This is a genomic window from Bacillus sp. FSL K6-4563 (genome assembly GCF_038630405.1).
Taxonomy (GTDB): Bacteria; Bacillota; Bacilli; order Bacillales; family Bacillaceae; genus Bacillus; species Bacillus pumilus.
Genome location: NZ_CP152030.1, coordinates 2,005,587 through 2,022,096, shown reverse-complemented (window position 1 = coordinate 2,022,096; position 16,510 = coordinate 2,005,587). Strand labels below are relative to the sequence as shown.

The window sequence follows — 16,510 nt, the reverse complement described above, 5'->3', positions numbered from 1 at the left end:
CCGAAAAATGAGCCGATATAACTATAGAAAGTTTTGGTTGAGTTACTTTTTGACTAAGTGACGGATATTAGAGGAAAAGGGGAAGGCCGGTATGAATAATAAGGAGTTCGAAACGGTATTACATCGAACATTTCAAGAGGTGTACAGCGATCTAGAGCAACTTGTAGATGTAGCAAAGAAGGGAAGACCTTTTCTCGAAAAAGATATCTCTGAAATTGAACAACGACTGAAGCAAAATATTTTAGCAATTGAAATTCAGCTGAAAATCAAATAAGAGAGGCATAAGCCTCTCTTTATTTTGCATCATTGATTTAGTTGATTAGATTTTTGTTACGTTTGCAGCTTGAGGTCCACGATTACCTTCAACGATTTCAAAAGAAACTTCTTGTCCTTCTTCTAAAGACTTGTAACCGTCACCTTCGATAGCTGTGAAGTGAACGAATACATCGTCTCCGCCTTCAACTTCAATGAAGCCGAAACCTTTTTCATTATTGAACCATTTTACTTTACCGTTTTGCATATTGCTTTTTCCTCCTAGTACTGTAGCATACCTTTTGGCATACTAAAAAAAATTTTCATCACCTAACGACTTTGCAGTTGTTAAATGATGGTTCCACTATACACCATCAAAAGTAAAGCGTCAAGCGGGAGAGCCAAATTTTGAGCAGAATGTTTGATTTTTTTTGACAAATAACAATAATAGCTAAACAGTCCCCATTTTCTGAAACTTTATGCACAGTTTGTCCGTATATAAAAAAATACAGAAAGAGGTGCTATCATGAATCGTTATACACTCGAAGAATTTGTTCAGAATACGCAGCAGGAAGATAAGGGAGAAGGGGTCTTCGAACTTGAAACATCAAGACTTTTAGAAATTAATTTGACTGATACCATTTGGGCAAAAACAGGTTCCATGGTTTCGTACCGAGGCAAAATCAAGTTTGAACGTGAGGGCGTGTTTGAACATGGCGTCTCAAAGATGTTTAAAAAAATGCTGTCAGGAGAAGGCACTTCACTCATGAAGGCAACAGGTGATGGGAAATTATATGTAGCAGATCAAGGCAAAAAAATCTCAATTCTTCGTTTAGCTCAAGGGGAATCCATTTTTGTGAATGGGAATGATTTGCTCGCATTTGAACCTTCAGTCCGCTGGGATATCAAATTGATGAAAAAAGTGTCGGGGATGCTTGCAGGCGGATTATTTAATGTCAAATTAGAAGGACCAGGCCTTGCTGCGATTACGAGTCATTATGAGCCGCTCACATTGATTGTTCAGCCGGGTGACTCTGTCTATACAGATCCAAATGCGACAGTTGCATGGTCAGGGGATTTAAAAACTGAATTTGTGACAGATGTTTCATTCAAAACCTTTATTGGCAGAGGAAGCGGAGAGTCTATTCAAATGAAATTTAGCGGAAGCGGCTTTGTTGTCGTGCAGCCGTTTGAAGAAGTGTACACAACAAATGGAAATCAAGGATAAAGAAAAAGGTGTCCGTCATTGACGGACACCTTTTTATGATAATGCGCGAGCATACGTTTTGTTATTCGTGATGATATCTGATTGCTCAACGATATCTTCCAAAATGGTTTGAGAAGAATGCTTTAAGTGAAGATTTTTCATGTTTTGTTTCATGGTTTCTAACTTTTCTTCATCTTGAAGCAAGTTGGTCACAGATTCTAAAATGTCTTCATGTCTGTTGATGACGATGGCTGCCCCATAATCTTCAAAGAAATGAGCATTTTCCTTTTCTTGTCCAGGGACAGGCTTGTAAAGAATGACTGGGACGCCGATTGCAGTTGCTTCTGTTAAAGTAATGCCACCTGGTTTTGTGATCATACAATCTGTTACTCTGAACAATTCATCAATTTGTTCCACATATCCAAGCGCCTTCAATTGATCTGGATGTGCTTGTTCAAGATCGCTTAGTGATTGTTTCAGCGCTGCGTTCTTTCCGCATACAACAACAATTTGTACTTCACTGTCTAGAAGCAATGCTTCACATAATTCCTTGACATTTTTCAGTACACCATGAGCACCGGCCATAATCAGAAGAACTTTTTTGTTTGATGATAATCCATATTTTTTATAAATCTTCGATTTTGGCACGTCTGCTTCAAATTGTGGTCTAATAGGAATGCCTGTCACTTTGACATCGCTTGGATGTGTGCCGATTTCCACTAATTTTTGTTTCACATAATCGGTTGCAACATAGTACCGGTCGATGTTTTCATGTACCCAAATCTTATGAAGACAGAAATCTGTCATGACATTAAATGTCGGGATGACTTTTCCTGTTTTGTTCCGGTATTCAGGAACAACAATCATCGGGAATGTAATAATAATCATATCCGGATTGTGTAATTGGATAAGTTCATCAAGACGCTTATTTCCCATTTTTAAATAAATGTTAAATTTGCGTTTATTGTAAATTTTATCTACACCGTAATAAAACAAGCGATAAAATTGTTTCCCAATGGAAAAGCTCTTCAAGTATAAATATTGAGTCACTTCCGACACAATGGGGTTTGATTCTTGATACAAATTAGAAACTACAACATGCTCAAAGCCTTGAGATTTGCACTCATCATACAGTGTTTTAGCCACCTGCATATGTCCATTTCCATAATTTGCGGTCAAGATTAATATTTTTTTATTGGTATTCAAGAATATTCACCTCAAATGTAATCAACAACAACAAAACTTCGTACGAAAACTATTAATCTCATAGGTCTACATATACATAAAGATAACATATAAACAGTCAGAGCATATCATTCGTTACGAAAGAATTAAACTAATTTTAAAAAACAACAAGACTAAATTGATAATGGAAGACAGAGCCATTTGTATTTTAACACATTTTGGCCATTTATCATCAGACTACAGTCTATTTTATTCCCAAACGTATGGTGTTTCTTGATAAACATAATAATTGAGCCAGTTCATAAACAGTAAAGTGGCATGGGCTTTCCATCGATTCACTGGGACTAATGTGTCACCATCTTCTATAAAATAGTGGACAGGTTTTTGGACTGTATCATCCTTCAACAAATCTCTTTCATATTCCTGCTTCAATGTGTCCGTATCATATTCAGGATGTCCAGTTAAAAATACTTGTTTATCATCATCTGAAACAATTAAACAAACACCCGCTTCTTCAGAGACACTCAATACTTTCAAATTCGGCGTGTTTTTTAATTGTTCTGTATTAATATCTGTATGCCTCGAATGTGGGACATAGTATACTTCATCGAAACCTCTGACTAATCTTTCTTTTTTCTCTTTCACAAGATGCTCAAATACACCAAATTTTTTCTCTGCAAGCTTGATTTTCTCAATACCATAATGGTGATATAGGCCTGCCTGTGCACCCCAGCAAATGTGAAGAGTAGACGTCACATTCGTTTTACTCCAGTCCAAAATGTCCTGCAGCTCTTTCCAATAGGATACTTCTTCAAAAGCTAAATGCTCAATTGGTGCGCCGGTGATGATCATTCCATCAAATTTCTTATGGCGAATCGATTCAAAGGTCGTATAAAATTCATCTAGATGCTCTCTCGACGTATTCTTCGGTGTATGCGTACTTGGAATCAAAAACGTAAAGTACACTTGCAAAGGAGAATTTCCGAGCATTCTTAGCAGCTGCGTTTCAGTTTGTATTTTTTTTGGCATTAAATTTAAGATCACGATATTCAAAGGACGGATATCTTGCTTGAATGCCCTTGTCTCATCCATGACGAAAATGTTTTCGCTCTCTAGTATTTGTTTTGCCGGCAGATGAACTGGTATGTTAATAGGCAACTCGCCACCCCCTGAACCAAAGCTAATTTCATTTCATTATAGGAACTTTCTGGCGATATTTCAATGTTTCAATTATGTTACAATGAAAAACAGAGCAAAAACAAAGCTGTTTCTCGAAAAAAAGGAGGCCGTTTATTTATGATCACAAAGCATTTATCAGATATTGACATCGCCCAAAAGGCAAAGCTGAGACCTATTCAAGACATCGCAGCAAAGCTGCAAATACATGACGAAGAATTAGAATGCTATGGTTTCACAAAAGCGAAAATATCTTTGACTATTTTTGACCGTTTAAAAGAACAAAAAGAAGGACATGTGATCCTTGTCACATCGATCAATCCAACGCCAGCAGGTGAAGGGAAGTCCACCGTCACAGTCGGGCTCGGTCAAGCCTTCGAAAAAATAGGGAAAAAAGCAATCATAGCAATGCGAGAGCCTTCATTAGGTCCTACAATGGGTATAAAAGGCGGTGCAGCAGGTGGAGGATATTCACAGGTGCTACCAATGGAAGAAATCAATCTTCATTTTACAGGAGATTTTCATGCCATTACTTCTGCACATAATGCCTTATCTGCGTTCATTGATAACCATATCCATCACGGAAATGAACTCGGCATCGATGCGCGCCGCATTGTATGGAAGCGAGTGCTTGATTTAAACGATCGTGCTTTAAGACAGGTCGTTGTCGGACTTGGTGGACAGGTAAATGGGTATCCTAGAGAAGACGGGTTTGACATCACGGTTGCCTCCGAAATGATGGCCATCCTTTGTTTAGCAGATGACTTAACCGACTTGAAAAAACGTCTTTCTTCTATTGTTGTTGCCTATAATCAAGACGGGGAGCCAGTCACTGTTGGTGCACTTGGATATGAAGGTGTTCTGACGTTACTTTTAAAAGACGCACTCAAACCGAATCTTGTACAAACGATTGAAGGAACTCCGGCCCTCGTTCATGGCGGTCCTTTTGCCAATATTGCGCATGGATGTAATAGTTTAATTGCAACTAAAATGGCGGCGAAATTAGCCGATTATGTCGTAACAGAAGCTGGATTTGGAGCAGATCTTGGAGCAGAAAAGTTCCTGCACATTAAAACAAGAGCTGGTGATTTCAAGCCTGGTGCAGTTGTCATTGTGGCGACTGTCAGAGCATTAAAGATGCATGGCGGAATGAAGAAAACAGAACTCAAAGAAGAGAATGCACAAGCTGTATTAAAAGGTATACATAATTTAGAAAAGCATATTGAAACCGTCCAAGCCTTCGGTCTTCCGTACATTGTCGCAGTTAACAGATTTATCACTGATACAAAAGAAGAGATTCAAGCGATAGAAGATTGGTGCCACGCACATGGCCACCCAGTCCAAGCTGTGAATGTATGGGAAGAAGGAGGAGAAGGCGGGACAGCACTTGCCGAAGAACTCGCAACACTTATTGAAAAGAAGAAGAACAGCTTTTCCTATTTGTATGAAGAGCATGATTCCATCGAAGAAAAATTATCTAAAGTTGCCAAAGTGGTTTACGGAGCAGACGGGGTCACACTCACTTCAAAAGCAAGAAAACAGCTGGCAGCCATCGAGGAAAACGGCTGGGGGCATTTACCGGTTTGTATGGCAAAAACGCAATATTCACTTTCAGATGATCCAGCTTTAATTGGGAGGCCTAAGGGCTTTACCATTACGATTCGTGAGTTAAAACCATCTGTAGGAGCAGGATTTATTGTTGCTTTAACTGGAAGCATTTTGACAATGCCTGGATTACCTAAAAAACCAGCGGCGCTCGAGATGGATTTATTAGAAGACGGCAGTGTGACAGGACTCTTTTAACCGGAAGCATAAAAAGCGATTTTATAAAAGAAGCATGTTACGATAGGAAAAAGTGAATCCTAGGAGGCTATGAGATGTCAATTTATGATATTCAGGTCAAGACCATTAACGGTCAAGAAAAATCAATGGCAGATTACAAAGGAAAAGTACTCATTATTGTCAACACAGCAAGCAAATGTGGACTGACTCCTCAATTTAAACAACTGCAGGAGCTATATGATCAATATCATGAAAAGGGCCTTGAAATTTTAGGATTTCCATGTAACCAATTTATGAACCAAGAACCAGAAGGAGAAGAAGCCATTCAAGAATTCTGTTCTTTGAATTATGGGGTGACCTTCCCTATGTTTGCGAAAGTAGATGTCAATGGTGACAACGCGCACCCGCTCTTCAAACATTTAACAAGTCATGCAAAAGGTGTACTTGGCACGAAAACAGTGAAATGGAATTTCACAAAATTTATCGTGGATCAAAACGGAGAAGTCACTGAGCGGTTCTCTCCGAAAACATCACCAAAAGAATTAGAAAGCTCCATCATCGCTCTTTTGGACAAATAAGGTGCTCACCGTCATGCAGAAAAAACAATTGGAGGCAGCTGCCTCCTTTGTTTCAGATCGGCTGAAATATGAACCGACTGGACACGATGCGGCTCATATTGATCGTGTGCGGCAGCTTGCCTGCCAGATTGCTAATCAGGAAGGCGGCTCTCTGTTTGTGATCGAAATGGCAGCGATTGTTCATGATGTCATAGATGAAAAGCTGTCGAGTGAATGGAAGCTTTCACCAAAGCAGCTTGAGCTTCAGCTCCTTTCTTGGGAAGTTAATACGCGAGATATTCATTATATCATGGACATCATTACAACGATGTCTTTTCGTCATCGACATAAGCAGAATAGACCAATAACGTTAGAAGGGGCCATTGTTCAAGACGCAGATCGGCTCGATGCGATAGGAGCAACCGGTATTGCGAGGGTGTTTACTTATGCAGGCGCAAAAGGGGAACCCCACTATACAAAGGACACGCAGCAGGGCTCCGTGCTAAAACATATGGAAGAAAAACTGCTCAAATTAAAAGACTTAATGAACACTCGTTCTGGAAAGCAGCTTGCTGAGGAGCGGCATGATTTGATGAGCCTATTTATCAAGACATGGAAAGAAGAATGCGGCCTTACAGATGAGTAGGGTCTTTATGTGTGTAAGGAGGATGTATAGATGAAAATAACAGCGATAGAACCGACGCCAAGTCCAAATACGATGAAGGTCATTTTGACAGAAGCACTTGCCGGCGGGAAAAGCAACAACTACAAAAAGGATCAAAAAGACGAAGCGCCAGAGATGATTAAGCGTATTTTGAACATTGAAGGTGTAAAAGGTGTTTATCATGTCGCAGATTTCTTAGCGGTTGAGCGTAATGCAAAGTTTGACTGGCAGGGCATTTTGCAGCAGGTCAGAGAAGCCTTTGGTCAAGAAACAGAAGGCCTTCAGGAAGGGTCGCAGTCTGGCGGTGACACATTTGGCGAAGTCAAAGTGTTCATCCAAATGTTTAATGGGATTCCGATGCAAGTCAAATTAACGGACGGTGAAAGAGAAGAGCGGTTTGGCATGCCTGAACGCTTCCAAGCAGCCATTTTAAAGCTCAGAAGCAGTTCAGACAATGTCGTATTTGAACGTGTGTGGAAAGAACATGGCGTTCGTTTTGGTGACTTTGCAGATATTGGCCAGGAAGTGACAGAAGAGCTCCAAGCAGCCTATGATGACGAACGTTTAGCCCGCTTAACAGAGGCAGTCAAAGAAGGACAAGAAGCTGTAGATCGACAGGTGAACCGAAAGGCATATGATGTGACAGAAGAAATGCTGCGCGAGGAAGATTGGAAAAAGCGTTTTGCCCATTTAGAGCAAATGCAGCCAGAGCAAAAGGATATACCTGTTTTAATGAAAGCAATGGAGGACCCTAAAACATCGATTCGCAGACAAGCCGTTGTGAATGCTGGAATGATTGAAGATCCTGCTATTCTGCCTATTTTATATAAAGGGCTTAAAGATAAAACAGTGACGGTCCGCAGAACCGCTGGAGACTGCATTTCAGACCTTGGTGACCCGAGCGCTATAGAAGCAATGATCGAATCATTAAAGGATCCAAGTAAACTTGTTCGCTGGCGTGCAGCGATGTTTCTTTATGAAGAAGGTGACGAAACAGCACTTGACGCATTAAAAGAAGCTGAGCAAGACCCTGAATTTGAAGTCAGCCTTCAAGTGAAAATGGCGATTGAGCGCATTGAGCACGGAGAAGAAGCGAAAGGCTCAGTATGGAAGCAAATGACAGAAAGTAGAAAAAATGCATCAGAATGATGAGACTTATGAGCAAGCTGCCAATGATAGGTAGCTTGTTTTTCTAAAATCATAGACAGAAAAATTTTTTTAGAAAAATTATTTTGAATATTGTTGAAATATACGAAAAAACTCTATATAGTAGTACCAATATAGAATATTGGAGGTCAGATTTTATGACACGAACCATGCTGAACACTAGCTTCAGCAGCCATGCTGGTCATCGGTCATTCATCGGTGGCTAAATAAACAGAAAATTTGTAAAATAAAATCAACTCAAAATCATACAGTCAACAAGACTTGTAGTATAGGAGGCTTTTTAAACAGATGGCAGAACTTCGTAGTAATATGATTAAACAAGGAATTGACAGAGCACCTCACCGAAGCTTACTAAGAGCAGCGGGAGTAAAGGATGAGGACTTCGGCAAGCCATTTATTGCTGTTTGTAATTCCTATATTGATATTGTCCCAGGACATGTCCATCTTCAGGAATTCGGAAAGATTGTGAAAGAAGCCATTCGTGAAGCTGGCGGCGTCCCATTTGAATTTAATACGATTGGGGTCGATGATGGAATTGCGATGGGCCATATCGGGATGAGATATTCACTACCAAGCCGTGAAATCATTGCTGACTCTGTCGAAACCGTTGTATCTGCTCACTGGTTTGATGGAATGGTTTGTATTCCTAACTGCGATAAAATTACACCGGGGATGATGATGGCAGCAATGCGTGTCAATATTCCGACGGTCTTTGTCAGCGGTGGACCGATGGAAGCGGGTAGAACAAGTGATGGCAGAAAGATTTCCCTTTCTTCTGTATTTGAAGGCGTCGGTGCTTACCAGTCAGGTAAAATTAACGAAGAGGAATTAAATGAATTAGAACAGTTTGGCTGTCCGACCTGCGGATCTTGTTCAGGTATGTTTACAGCAAACTCAATGAACTGTTTAGCAGAGGCACTTGGAATTGCTCTTCCTGGAAATGGAACGATTTTGGCGACATCACCAGAGCGAAGAGAATTTGCGAAAAAGTCAGCAAAACAACTAATGGAGCTCATTAAAAAGGATATTAAACCACGTGATATTGTGACTGAGAAAGCAATTGATAACGCATTTGCATTAGATATGGCACTTGGTGGTTCAACGAATACAGTTCTTCACACACTGGCGATCGCAAATGAAGCAGGTGTTGAATATTCACTTGAACGCATCAATGAAGTAGCAGAGCGTGTGCCTCATTTATCAAAACTTGCTCCAGCTTCGGATGTTTATATTGAGGATTTACATGAAGCAGGCGGTGTCACAGCTGCGCTAAATGAATTGTCCAAAAAAGAAGGCGCCCTTCATTTAGATACAATGACCGTCACAGCGAAAACGATGGGTGAGAACATTGCAGGTCACGAGGTTAAAGACTATAACGTCATTTATCCAATCGACAAGCCATTTACTGAAAAGGGCGGCTTAGCGGTTTTATTTGGAAACCTTGCGCCAGATGGAGCCATCATTAAAACGGGCGGAGTACAAGATGGGATCACACGTCACGAAGGACCTGCGATCGTATTTGAATCCCAAGAAGAAGCTCTTGAAGGCATCATTAATAGAAAAGTAGAAGCAGGACATGTTGTCATCATTCGCTATGAAGGACCTAAAGGCGGACCTGGTATGCCAGAAATGCTTGCTCCTACTTCACAAATTGTCGGGATGGGTCTTGGACCAAAGGTTGCTTTAATTACGGACGGACGTTTTTCCGGCGCTTCTCGCGGTTTGTCTATCGGACACGTCTCTCCTGAAGCAGCTGAAGGCGGCCCGCTTGCCTTTGTTGAAAATGGTGACCATGTCGTGGTTGATATTGAGCAGCGCATTTTAAGCGTAGAGGTTCCAGAGGAAGAATGGGAAAAACGAAAAGCGAACTGGAAAGGCTTTGAGCCAAAAGTGAAAACGGGCTATCTTGCCAGATATTCAAAACTTGTGACATCAGCCAACACAGGCGGAATCATGAAAATTTAATCTGAAATAGAACATTTGAAAATTGGCTCTCTCTATAGTATCCTTTATTCACAACATAAGGATTTTAGAGGGGGCTTTTTTATGTCAATGGCATATGAAGAATATATGCGCCAGCTCGTTGTGCCAATGCGCCAAGAGCTGACAAGTGCAGGATTCCAAGAACTGACGACGGAAGAAGAAGTAGAACAAACGATGCAAGAGGCTGAAGGAACAACATTTGTTGTTGTTAATTCTGTATGCGGCTGTGCTGCCGGCTTAGCACGCCCAGCAGCGACTCAAGCTGTGATGAAGGCAGAAAAAGCGCCAGACAAAATCGTCACAGTATTTGCTGGGCAGGACCGGGAAGCAACGGCAAAAATGAGAGAATACTTCACTGGTGAAGAGCCATCATCTCCTTCTATGGCCCTTTTAAAAGGAAATGAACTCGTTCATTTTATCCCGCGTGACGAAATTGAAGGTCATGAAATGGAAGATATCATGAAAAATGTCTTAACTGCATTTGAAAAACATTGCTAATACACGTGTTGAAATGCCCTGTAACTAGATCAGGGCATTTTTTCTTGATCATGATGGAGGAACGATATGCTCATTACAACAAGCTTTAGAGCAAATGAACAAACGATTGAAACAGCGAAGGCTCTTGCAGAGGATTTACATGGTGAGTATGTAGAAAGACGCAAACAATCTGTCAAGCAGCTTGCGATGAAACGAGGAGATGTCCTTGTTGTCGGAAAAGAAAGATTTGAATGGTATCAGCCAAATGGTGAAAAGTTCTTCTTTCATCCAAGCTCAGCGATGTTCAGGGTGAAGCGGCTCTTGCGCGAAGAAAAGGATCCTTTAATTGAAGCAGCACAGCTAAAGCCGGGAGATTCCTTTTTAGATTGCACACTTGGCTTAGGGTCTGATGCGATTACTGCAAGCTGTGCGACAGGCAGGAATGGAAGGGTCGTCGGTATTGAAAAGAATCCCATTACGGCGTTACTAGTGAAAGAAGGACTGAATACATGGGAGACGGGGATAGAGGAAGCTGATGAAGCGATGAAACGGATTTCTGTTATCAGTGGAGACAGTATCGAGCAGCTAAAGAAGTATCCTGACTGTTCATTTGATATCGTCTATTTTGATCCGATGTTTGAGGAAACGATCCAAGAATCTACAAGTATAGCGCCGCTACGTCATGCGGCAGAGCACGACTTTGATCACGAAGCAGCCGTGCAAGAAGCATTAAGGGTGGCAAGAAAAAGAGTGGTGTTAAAAGATCATTGGAAAAGCACACGATTTAAAGCGGACTCTTACCAATTTCACGTCATCAAACGAAAAACAGCCCAATTTCATTATGGGTATATCGAGAAAGAAAAAAGCCCTCTCTAAGGGCTTCAGATTGTAGAGAAACTCATGTTTTTCTACAATCTTTTTTATTTTCATCGTAATGATGATGGATGAGATTTAAAGAAAAAGGCCTCCCACACACCTAGCCTAGCTTCGCTAGGTGTGTGGCAATCTTCTTCATGTTCTGACAGGCAGCTGTGAGAAGCACTTGCTCACTCACATTTTGTTTTCCCCTCAACCGGCAGTAGCGAAGCCCATGCAGTTGTTTTGAATCTGCAAAGCTTCGCTCTATTTTTTCTTTTCTTTTTTTATATAGCTCTTTTCCAGAAGCAGACAGACGATTTTGTCTGATCTTTTCTTTATGTTCTTCCCATACATGTCTTGAGATCACTTTTTGATGATTTTTCGACCTTGTACAGCTCTCTAGGAAAGGACACGATACGCATTTTTTAGGGTCTGATTTGTAGAACCGATAACCTTTTCGATCAGTTGTTGTATATAATAGCTTCTCACCATTTGGGCATATGTAGTGATCATGTTCAGAGTCATACTGAAATTTCCACTTCTCAAATAATCCTCTTGTTGGATGAAAGCGTCTATGTGCGATGACACCAAAAATACGGCGATCGGATAAACCTTTACAGATTGGGGTTGTCAAATAACCAGAATCAAGGGCAACAGCTTCTACTTGAAAACCAAATCGGGCGATTTGGTGATCCAATCGATCAAGATATGGAACGGAATCATGGACATTGCCGGGTGTGACATGGGCATCTGTGATGATGTTGTGCTTCATATCCGTTGTACGGTGGTCTAGGTAGAAAAAGCCTTCTGGCTTGTTTTCGCGATAAAGATAGCCACTTTCAGGATCAGTTTTACTTTGACGAATGTCTTTTTCTGTTTTCACCTCCTCTTTTTTCTTTAAGGGCTTTTTTCCGTGTACCTCTCGATCTTCTTGGACGGCTACATCTAATTCTTTCATATAGTTCTGAGTATCTTGTTCGATCGTTTTTCTTGTATATTTATGTTTATTGGCATTCGCTTTAAGATGGGTTGAATCAGTAAAAAGGACGCGCCCTCCAACCATATCGTGATTGATGGCTTGAAGCACAATCTCGTCGAAAATGTCTTGAAAAATCGTTGTATCTTTGAATCGAGTACGACGATTCCAGCTAATGGTCGAGTGGTGGGGAACGGGGTCATTGATGTTCAAACCTAAAAACCATCTATACGCCATGTTATAGTAAATTTCTTTTTCAAGTTGTCTTTCAGAACGGATACCGTACAGGTATCCGATAAACATCATTTTGAATAAAATAAGTGGATCAAGAGAAGGACGACCTTTATTCTCGCTATAATACGGTTTTACTTTATCTACGATAAATGAAAAGTCAATGTACTGATCAATTTTACGAAGCAGGTGATCCTCTTCGACCAGTTGATCTAGCAATACAAATTCGGCTTCGTGCTGAGAAGAATTTCTAGTGTGGAACATGAGAAAAACACCTTCCTTTAGTATGCTTTTCTCTATTATAAAACGGGGGAATGGAAACTTTAAGGGAAAAAATAAAGCTGTCGAGATTTTCTCGACAGCCTGAAGCCCTCTCTAAGGGCTTTTCAGCGTGTAGACAAACCCTCGCATTCGGTGTCAGTCCTGCGTGCTGGTGCTCACGAATGTCAAATTCGCTCCGCGCCAGTACTCGTCCTTCCTAGACTTCAAAGGTTTTCTATCACGCTGAAAAGAAGACAAAGGGCTAAAATCAAGATCATTTTAGCCCTTTGTCAACAATCTGAAAAGCCCTCTCTAAGGGCTTTTAATCCGTAATCTCCATATAGACAAAATAAAACAGTGTCAGCAAGGAAGCTGTGACGAAAAAGCCTTCAAGCATACCCATTCCTCCCAAATTTTAGTTGCCATTACTGTCATTGTAAACGTTTTATTATGAAAAAGAAAGTCTCAAATCAGTGACCAAATTGAATGACTGAAAATTCATTATATGCTAGAATAGCAGTATGATAACTTATGGAAGGAATTAGATATCATGAAGATGTGGATGAGAAAAACGCTTGTTGCGCTCTTTACCATTGCAACTTTTGGTTTGGTCTCTCCTCCGTCGGCTTTGATGACAGACAAGCCATCTGAACTTTCTTCACCTGATAAAACGCCTTATACAGCGGTTTATGATACATCAGGCTGGGAACGATCGCAAGAGGCAAGCAAAGAGCAGGTAGACCCCTTTGAGCAATATAAGGAAGAGGTTCTATCAAGTGCAGAAAATCAGTCATTTCTCAAATTCGGCCGTAAAATCACACCTGTCATTGAAGACGAGTACAGAGAAGAGATTCAACCGAAAATTGAACAAGTGTTAACCGATGTTTTAACAAATTTCAAAGATGACGAAAAATTTCAAGATGTTGTGTTAACTGATCAGCCTTCAAGCGGAAATGGCGAAAAAATCTTTCACATCTACAACCGGAAGACTGGAGAAGATTTGCTCCGTTTTCATGTGAGAAGAGATCAGCCGCCACACAGCGGATATTGGTTTAACTTTCACTACCATACAGCAGAAGATGGATTCCAGACGCATCATGAACTCGGTAATATTTACTGGGACAAAAACACCCCGCCGAGCTGGATGAGCCACTAGAAGGAGATGTCATGCCAATTGAAAAAGTATACAATGAACGAAATGGTGCAGATTACAAAACGAATGTTAAACGAACGCGGAGTGAAAATTGAAGATATTGCACACATTGTGCTAAAGCTTCAAGAAAAATATCATCCAAACCTTCCACTTAGTGTCTGTATTGAAAATGTTGAAAAAGTGTTGAATAAAAGGGAAATTGTCCATGCTGTTTTAACAGGACTTGCCCTTGATCAGCTGGCTGAAAAAAAGCTGTTGCCAGAACCTTTACAGCACTTAGTAGAAACAGATGAGCCGCTATATGGAATTGATGAGATTATTCCGCTTTCCATTGTCAATGTATATGGATCAATCGGCTTGACCAACTTCGGTTATTTAGATAAAGAGAAATTTGGTATTATCAGGGAATTAGATGAAGGTCGTCCAGGTGAAGTGCATACCTTCCTTGATGATCTTGTCGCCGCGCTTGCCGCAGCAGCAGCTAGCCGTATTGCTCACTCACACCAAGATATTAAGGACGAAGAGCAGGATCGAGTGAATCAAGTATAAAAGAAAAACATGTCTGCTCATGATTATGCAGGCATGTTTTTTTGGTGTTTAAACAAAGGCGGAAATAAGGTAAACTACAACAAGAACATAAATAAAGGATGAAAAAAATGAAACAATACAAAGAGTTATGCCGTCATGTATTACAGCACGGGGATGAAAAAGGTGACAGAACGGGAACAGGCACAATCAGCACGTTCGGTTACCAGATGAGATTTGATTTGCAGGAAGGATTTCCGTTGTTAACAACAAAGAAATTGCACCTGAAATCAATTATTCATGAGTTACTGTGGTTTTTAAAAGGTGATACAAATGTCAAATATCTTCAGGAAAATGGTGTCCGTATTTGGAACGAATGGGCAGATGAAAATGGCGAACTGGGCCGTGTATACGGGGCGCAGTGGCGATCTTGGGCTAGTGGGGACGGTGAGACTGTGGATCAGATCACAAAGCTGATCCACGATATCGAGCATAATCCGAATTCAAGAAGACTGATCGTCAGCGCTTGGAACCCGGCTGAAATTGATCAAATGGCACTGCCACCATGTCATTGTCTGTTTCAATTTTACGTATCAAACGGGAAGCTTTCTTGCCAGCTTTATCAAAGATCGGCAGATATCTTTTTAGGCGTGCCATTTAATATTGCTTCATATGCTCTTCTCACGATGATGATTGCCAAAGTCACAAATCTTGAGCCAGGAGAGTTTGTTCATACGCTAGGAGATGCACATATTTATCAGAATCATCTTCCGCAGGTGAAAATGCAGCTAGAGCGCGAGGAACGCACGCTTCCGCAGCTTCGCATCACAAGAGATGTGAAGAGCATTTTCGATTTCACGTTCGATGATTTTGTACTTGAGAACTATGATCCGCATCCGCATATTAAAGGAGAAGTCAGTGTATGATTTCGATGATTGTGGCGACAGGAAAAGACAGAGTCATTGGTCAAGATAATCAAATGCCTTGGCATTTACCAGCTGATTTAGCGTATTTTAAGAAGGTCACAGGCGGCCATACGATTGTCATGGGCAGAAAAACGTTTGAATCCATTGGACGAGCGCTGCCTAACCGCCGAAATATCGTGCTCACAACAAGTTCTTCTTTTGAAGCAGAAGGATGCGAGGTTGTCCATTCCATTGCCGATATTTTGGCAATTGGGGAAAGCGAGACCGAGTTATTTATCATCGGCGGGTCTAAGCTGTATGAAGAAATGATGCCATATGCGGATCGTCTATATATCACGCATATTCACCATGCGTTTGAAGGAGACCGCTACTTTCCTGATTACAATGAAAACGAATGGACGGTTGTATCACGCAAAAAAGGCCATCGTGACGAAAAGAACCCCTACAATTATGAATTTGTCGTATATGACAAAAAAGGATAAATGAGTAGGAGGAGTACGGTTGTTTCGTTATTGGTTTTTAACGCTTTATGTTGTTGTATCCTTTTTTAAAAGTATGAGGCATTTGCATGCCCATGAATTAACTGATCCACGCATTTCCTATACGAAACGAATGCATCTCATTCATGAGCATGCAAAAAGGTTTGCCCGAGGATGTATTGACCAGTCAGGATCAGTTATGACCATTCACCAGCAAAAGAAGCTGCCAGATGGACCCGTTATTTATATCACACAGGCACTGAATCCAGTCACAACGACATTATTGATTGGTCACCTTGAAAAACCATTTGCTTTCATGGCAAAGCCGAATCTTTTTCGATATCCCATTTTAAAACAATGGCTGAAGAAGATGGCGGTTATTCATCAGAATCAATCTGATGATGCCTTATTAGAAGAAGCAAAGGAAAGAATCTTATCGGGGCAGAGTGTATTGCTTTCGGAATCATATCGTCACATGGCAGAGGCACTTGCTGAAGATTGTGATTGTCCGCTTGTACCGGTTGAAACAAGTGGAACGGAGCGTCTATTAACTGGGAAAGTCGTGAAAAGGCTGCGCCCTGTTAATGTTGATATTCATATTAAAGCACCTGTCATGATGAGCGATTACGCCCAAAAGCGCGCATAGAAAAA

Annotated in this window: 18 protein-coding genes; 14 read left to right on the top strand and 4 right to left on the bottom strand. The window is 40.9% G+C overall.

Annotated features, from left to right (window positions below; genetic code table 11):
- Positions 1 to 91: 91 nt before the first annotated feature.
- On the top strand, positions 92 to 274 hold the full coding sequence (locus MHH54_RS10000; RefSeq protein WP_003215507.1) for a hypothetical protein: 183 nt from the start codon (positions 92 to 94) through the stop codon (positions 272 to 274).
- 45 nt (positions 275 to 319) lie between these two features.
- Here the strand turns inward: MHH54_RS10000 and cspD are convergent, their stop codons facing one another.
- Positions 320 to 520, bottom strand: coding sequence for a cold-shock protein CspD (cspD, locus tag MHH54_RS09995; protein ID WP_003215784.1), 201 nt, complete (start codon positions 518 to 520; stop codon positions 320 to 322).
- 258 nt (positions 521 to 778) lie between these two features.
- On the opposite strand from cspD, the gene MHH54_RS09990 reads away from it, so the two are divergent.
- Positions 779 to 1,480 (top strand): AIM24 family protein, encoded by a 702-nt coding sequence (locus MHH54_RS09990; RefSeq protein ID WP_106028785.1) that lies wholly within the window; start codon positions 779 to 781, stop codon positions 1,478 to 1,480.
- 33 nt (positions 1,481 to 1,513) lie between these two features.
- On the opposite strand, the gene MHH54_RS09985 is transcribed toward MHH54_RS09990, so the two are convergent.
- The gene (locus MHH54_RS09985; RefSeq protein ID WP_003215454.1) at positions 1,514 to 2,665 is read right to left on the bottom strand and encodes a diglucosyl diacylglycerol synthase; all 1,152 of its coding nucleotides are present in this window, start codon (positions 2,663 to 2,665) and stop codon (positions 1,514 to 1,516) included.
- Positions 2,666 to 2,893: 228 nt separating this feature from the next.
- The gene (gene metA / locus MHH54_RS09980; RefSeq protein WP_003215782.1) at positions 2,894 to 3,802 is read right to left on the bottom strand and encodes a homoserine O-succinyltransferase; all 909 of its coding nucleotides are present in this window, start codon (positions 3,800 to 3,802) and stop codon (positions 2,894 to 2,896) included.
- 138 nt (positions 3,803 to 3,940) lie between these two features.
- Here metA and MHH54_RS09975 point away from each other — a divergent pair, with 138 nt between their 5' ends.
- From MHH54_RS09975 to MHH54_RS09945, 7 genes are all read left to right on the top strand, one after another.
- On the top strand, positions 3,941 to 5,623 hold the full coding sequence (locus tag MHH54_RS09975) for a formate--tetrahydrofolate ligase (protein ID WP_003215909.1): 1,683 nt from the start codon (positions 3,941 to 3,943) through the stop codon (positions 5,621 to 5,623).
- 74 nt (positions 5,624 to 5,697) lie between these two features.
- On the top strand, positions 5,698 to 6,180 hold the full coding sequence (locus MHH54_RS09970) for a glutathione peroxidase (protein ID WP_003216059.1): 483 nt from the start codon (positions 5,698 to 5,700) through the stop codon (positions 6,178 to 6,180).
- A gap of 13 nt (positions 6,181 to 6,193) precedes the next feature.
- The gene (locus MHH54_RS09965; protein ID WP_003215594.1) at positions 6,194 to 6,805 is read left to right on the top strand and encodes an HD domain-containing protein; all 612 of its coding nucleotides are present in this window, start codon (positions 6,194 to 6,196) and stop codon (positions 6,803 to 6,805) included.
- Positions 6,806 to 6,835: 30 nt separating this feature from the next.
- Entirely contained in the window at positions 6,836 to 7,972 is a 1,137-nt protein-coding gene (locus tag MHH54_RS09960) for a conserved virulence factor C family protein (protein ID WP_003215956.1), read from the top strand.
- A gap of 306 nt (positions 7,973 to 8,278) precedes the next feature.
- On the top strand, positions 8,279 to 9,955 hold the full coding sequence (gene ilvD, locus MHH54_RS09955) for a dihydroxy-acid dehydratase (protein WP_050943890.1): 1,677 nt from the start codon (positions 8,279 to 8,281) through the stop codon (positions 9,953 to 9,955).
- An 81-nt stretch (positions 9,956 to 10,036) separates the two neighbouring features.
- Positions 10,037 to 10,471 carry a BrxA/BrxB family bacilliredoxin gene (locus MHH54_RS09950; protein WP_003215999.1) on the top strand — a complete coding sequence of 145 codons (435 nt, stop codon included), beginning with the start codon at positions 10,037 to 10,039 and terminating at the stop codon, positions 10,469 to 10,471.
- A gap of 66 nt (positions 10,472 to 10,537) precedes the next feature.
- Positions 10,538 to 11,326, top strand: coding sequence for a class I SAM-dependent methyltransferase (locus MHH54_RS09945; RefSeq protein ID WP_003215799.1), 789 nt, complete (start codon positions 10,538 to 10,540; stop codon positions 11,324 to 11,326).
- 100 nt (positions 11,327 to 11,426) lie between these two features.
- Here the strand turns inward: MHH54_RS09945 and MHH54_RS09940 are convergent, their stop codons facing one another.
- Positions 11,427 to 12,779 (bottom strand): IS1182 family transposase, encoded by a 1,353-nt coding sequence (locus MHH54_RS09940; protein ID WP_003215639.1) that lies wholly within the window; start codon positions 12,777 to 12,779, stop codon positions 11,427 to 11,429.
- 547 nt (positions 12,780 to 13,326) lie between these two features.
- Here MHH54_RS09940 and MHH54_RS09935 point away from each other — a divergent pair.
- From MHH54_RS09935 to MHH54_RS09915, 5 genes are all read left to right on the top strand, one after another.
- Positions 13,327 to 13,932 carry a YpjP family protein gene (locus MHH54_RS09935; protein WP_003215665.1) on the top strand — a complete coding sequence of 202 codons (606 nt, stop codon included), beginning with the start codon at positions 13,327 to 13,329 and terminating at the stop codon, positions 13,930 to 13,932.
- Positions 13,933 to 13,950: 18 nt separating this feature from the next.
- A complete protein-coding gene (locus tag MHH54_RS09930) occupies positions 13,951 to 14,478 on the top strand; it encodes a phosphatidylglycerophosphatase A (protein WP_044141171.1) in 528 nt (175 codons plus the stop codon).
- Between the two features lie 107 nt (positions 14,479 to 14,585).
- Positions 14,586 to 15,380, top strand: coding sequence for a thymidylate synthase (locus MHH54_RS09925; RefSeq protein WP_050943892.1), 795 nt, complete (start codon positions 14,586 to 14,588; stop codon positions 15,378 to 15,380).
- Positions 15,377 to 15,862 carry a dihydrofolate reductase gene (locus tag MHH54_RS09920; protein ID WP_003215564.1) on the top strand — a complete coding sequence of 162 codons (486 nt, stop codon included), beginning with the start codon at positions 15,377 to 15,379 and terminating at the stop codon, positions 15,860 to 15,862. The genes MHH54_RS09925 and MHH54_RS09920 overlap by 4 nt, the downstream gene beginning before the upstream one ends.
- Before the next feature lie 19 nt (positions 15,863 to 15,881).
- On the top strand, positions 15,882 to 16,505 hold the full coding sequence (locus MHH54_RS09915) for a hypothetical protein (protein WP_003216123.1): 624 nt from the start codon (positions 15,882 to 15,884) through the stop codon (positions 16,503 to 16,505).
- Positions 16,506 to 16,510 lie beyond the last annotated feature (5 nt).

Coding starts and splice junctions, on each gene's coding strand:
- MHH54_RS10000 (WP_003215507.1), top strand. CDS start 92: ATGAATAATAAGGAGTTCGAAACGGTATTACATCGAACATTTCAAGAG.
- cspD (WP_003215784.1), bottom strand. CDS start 520: ATGCAAAACGGTAAAGTAAAATGGTTCAATAATGAAAAAGGTTTCGGC.
- MHH54_RS09990 (WP_106028785.1), top strand. CDS start 779: ATGAATCGTTATACACTCGAAGAATTTGTTCAGAATACGCAGCAGGAA.
- MHH54_RS09975 (WP_003215909.1), top strand. CDS start 3,941: ATGATCACAAAGCATTTATCAGATATTGACATCGCCCAAAAGGCAAAG.
- MHH54_RS09970 (WP_003216059.1), top strand. CDS start 5,698: ATGTCAATTTATGATATTCAGGTCAAGACCATTAACGGTCAAGAAAAA.
- MHH54_RS09965 (WP_003215594.1), top strand. CDS start 6,194: ATGCAGAAAAAACAATTGGAGGCAGCTGCCTCCTTTGTTTCAGATCGG.
- MHH54_RS09960 (WP_003215956.1), top strand. CDS start 6,836: ATGAAAATAACAGCGATAGAACCGACGCCAAGTCCAAATACGATGAAG.
- ilvD (WP_050943890.1), top strand. CDS start 8,279: ATGGCAGAACTTCGTAGTAATATGATTAAACAAGGAATTGACAGAGCA.
- MHH54_RS09950 (WP_003215999.1), top strand. CDS start 10,037: ATGTCAATGGCATATGAAGAATATATGCGCCAGCTCGTTGTGCCAATG.
- MHH54_RS09945 (WP_003215799.1), top strand. CDS start 10,538: ATGCTCATTACAACAAGCTTTAGAGCAAATGAACAAACGATTGAAACA.
- MHH54_RS09940 (WP_003215639.1), bottom strand. CDS start 12,779: ATGTTCCACACTAGAAATTCTTCTCAGCACGAAGCCGAATTTGTATTG.
- MHH54_RS09935 (WP_003215665.1), top strand. CDS start 13,327: ATGAAGATGTGGATGAGAAAAACGCTTGTTGCGCTCTTTACCATTGCA.
- MHH54_RS09925 (WP_050943892.1), top strand. CDS start 14,586: ATGAAACAATACAAAGAGTTATGCCGTCATGTATTACAGCACGGGGAT.
- MHH54_RS09920 (WP_003215564.1), top strand. CDS start 15,377: ATGATTTCGATGATTGTGGCGACAGGAAAAGACAGAGTCATTGGTCAA.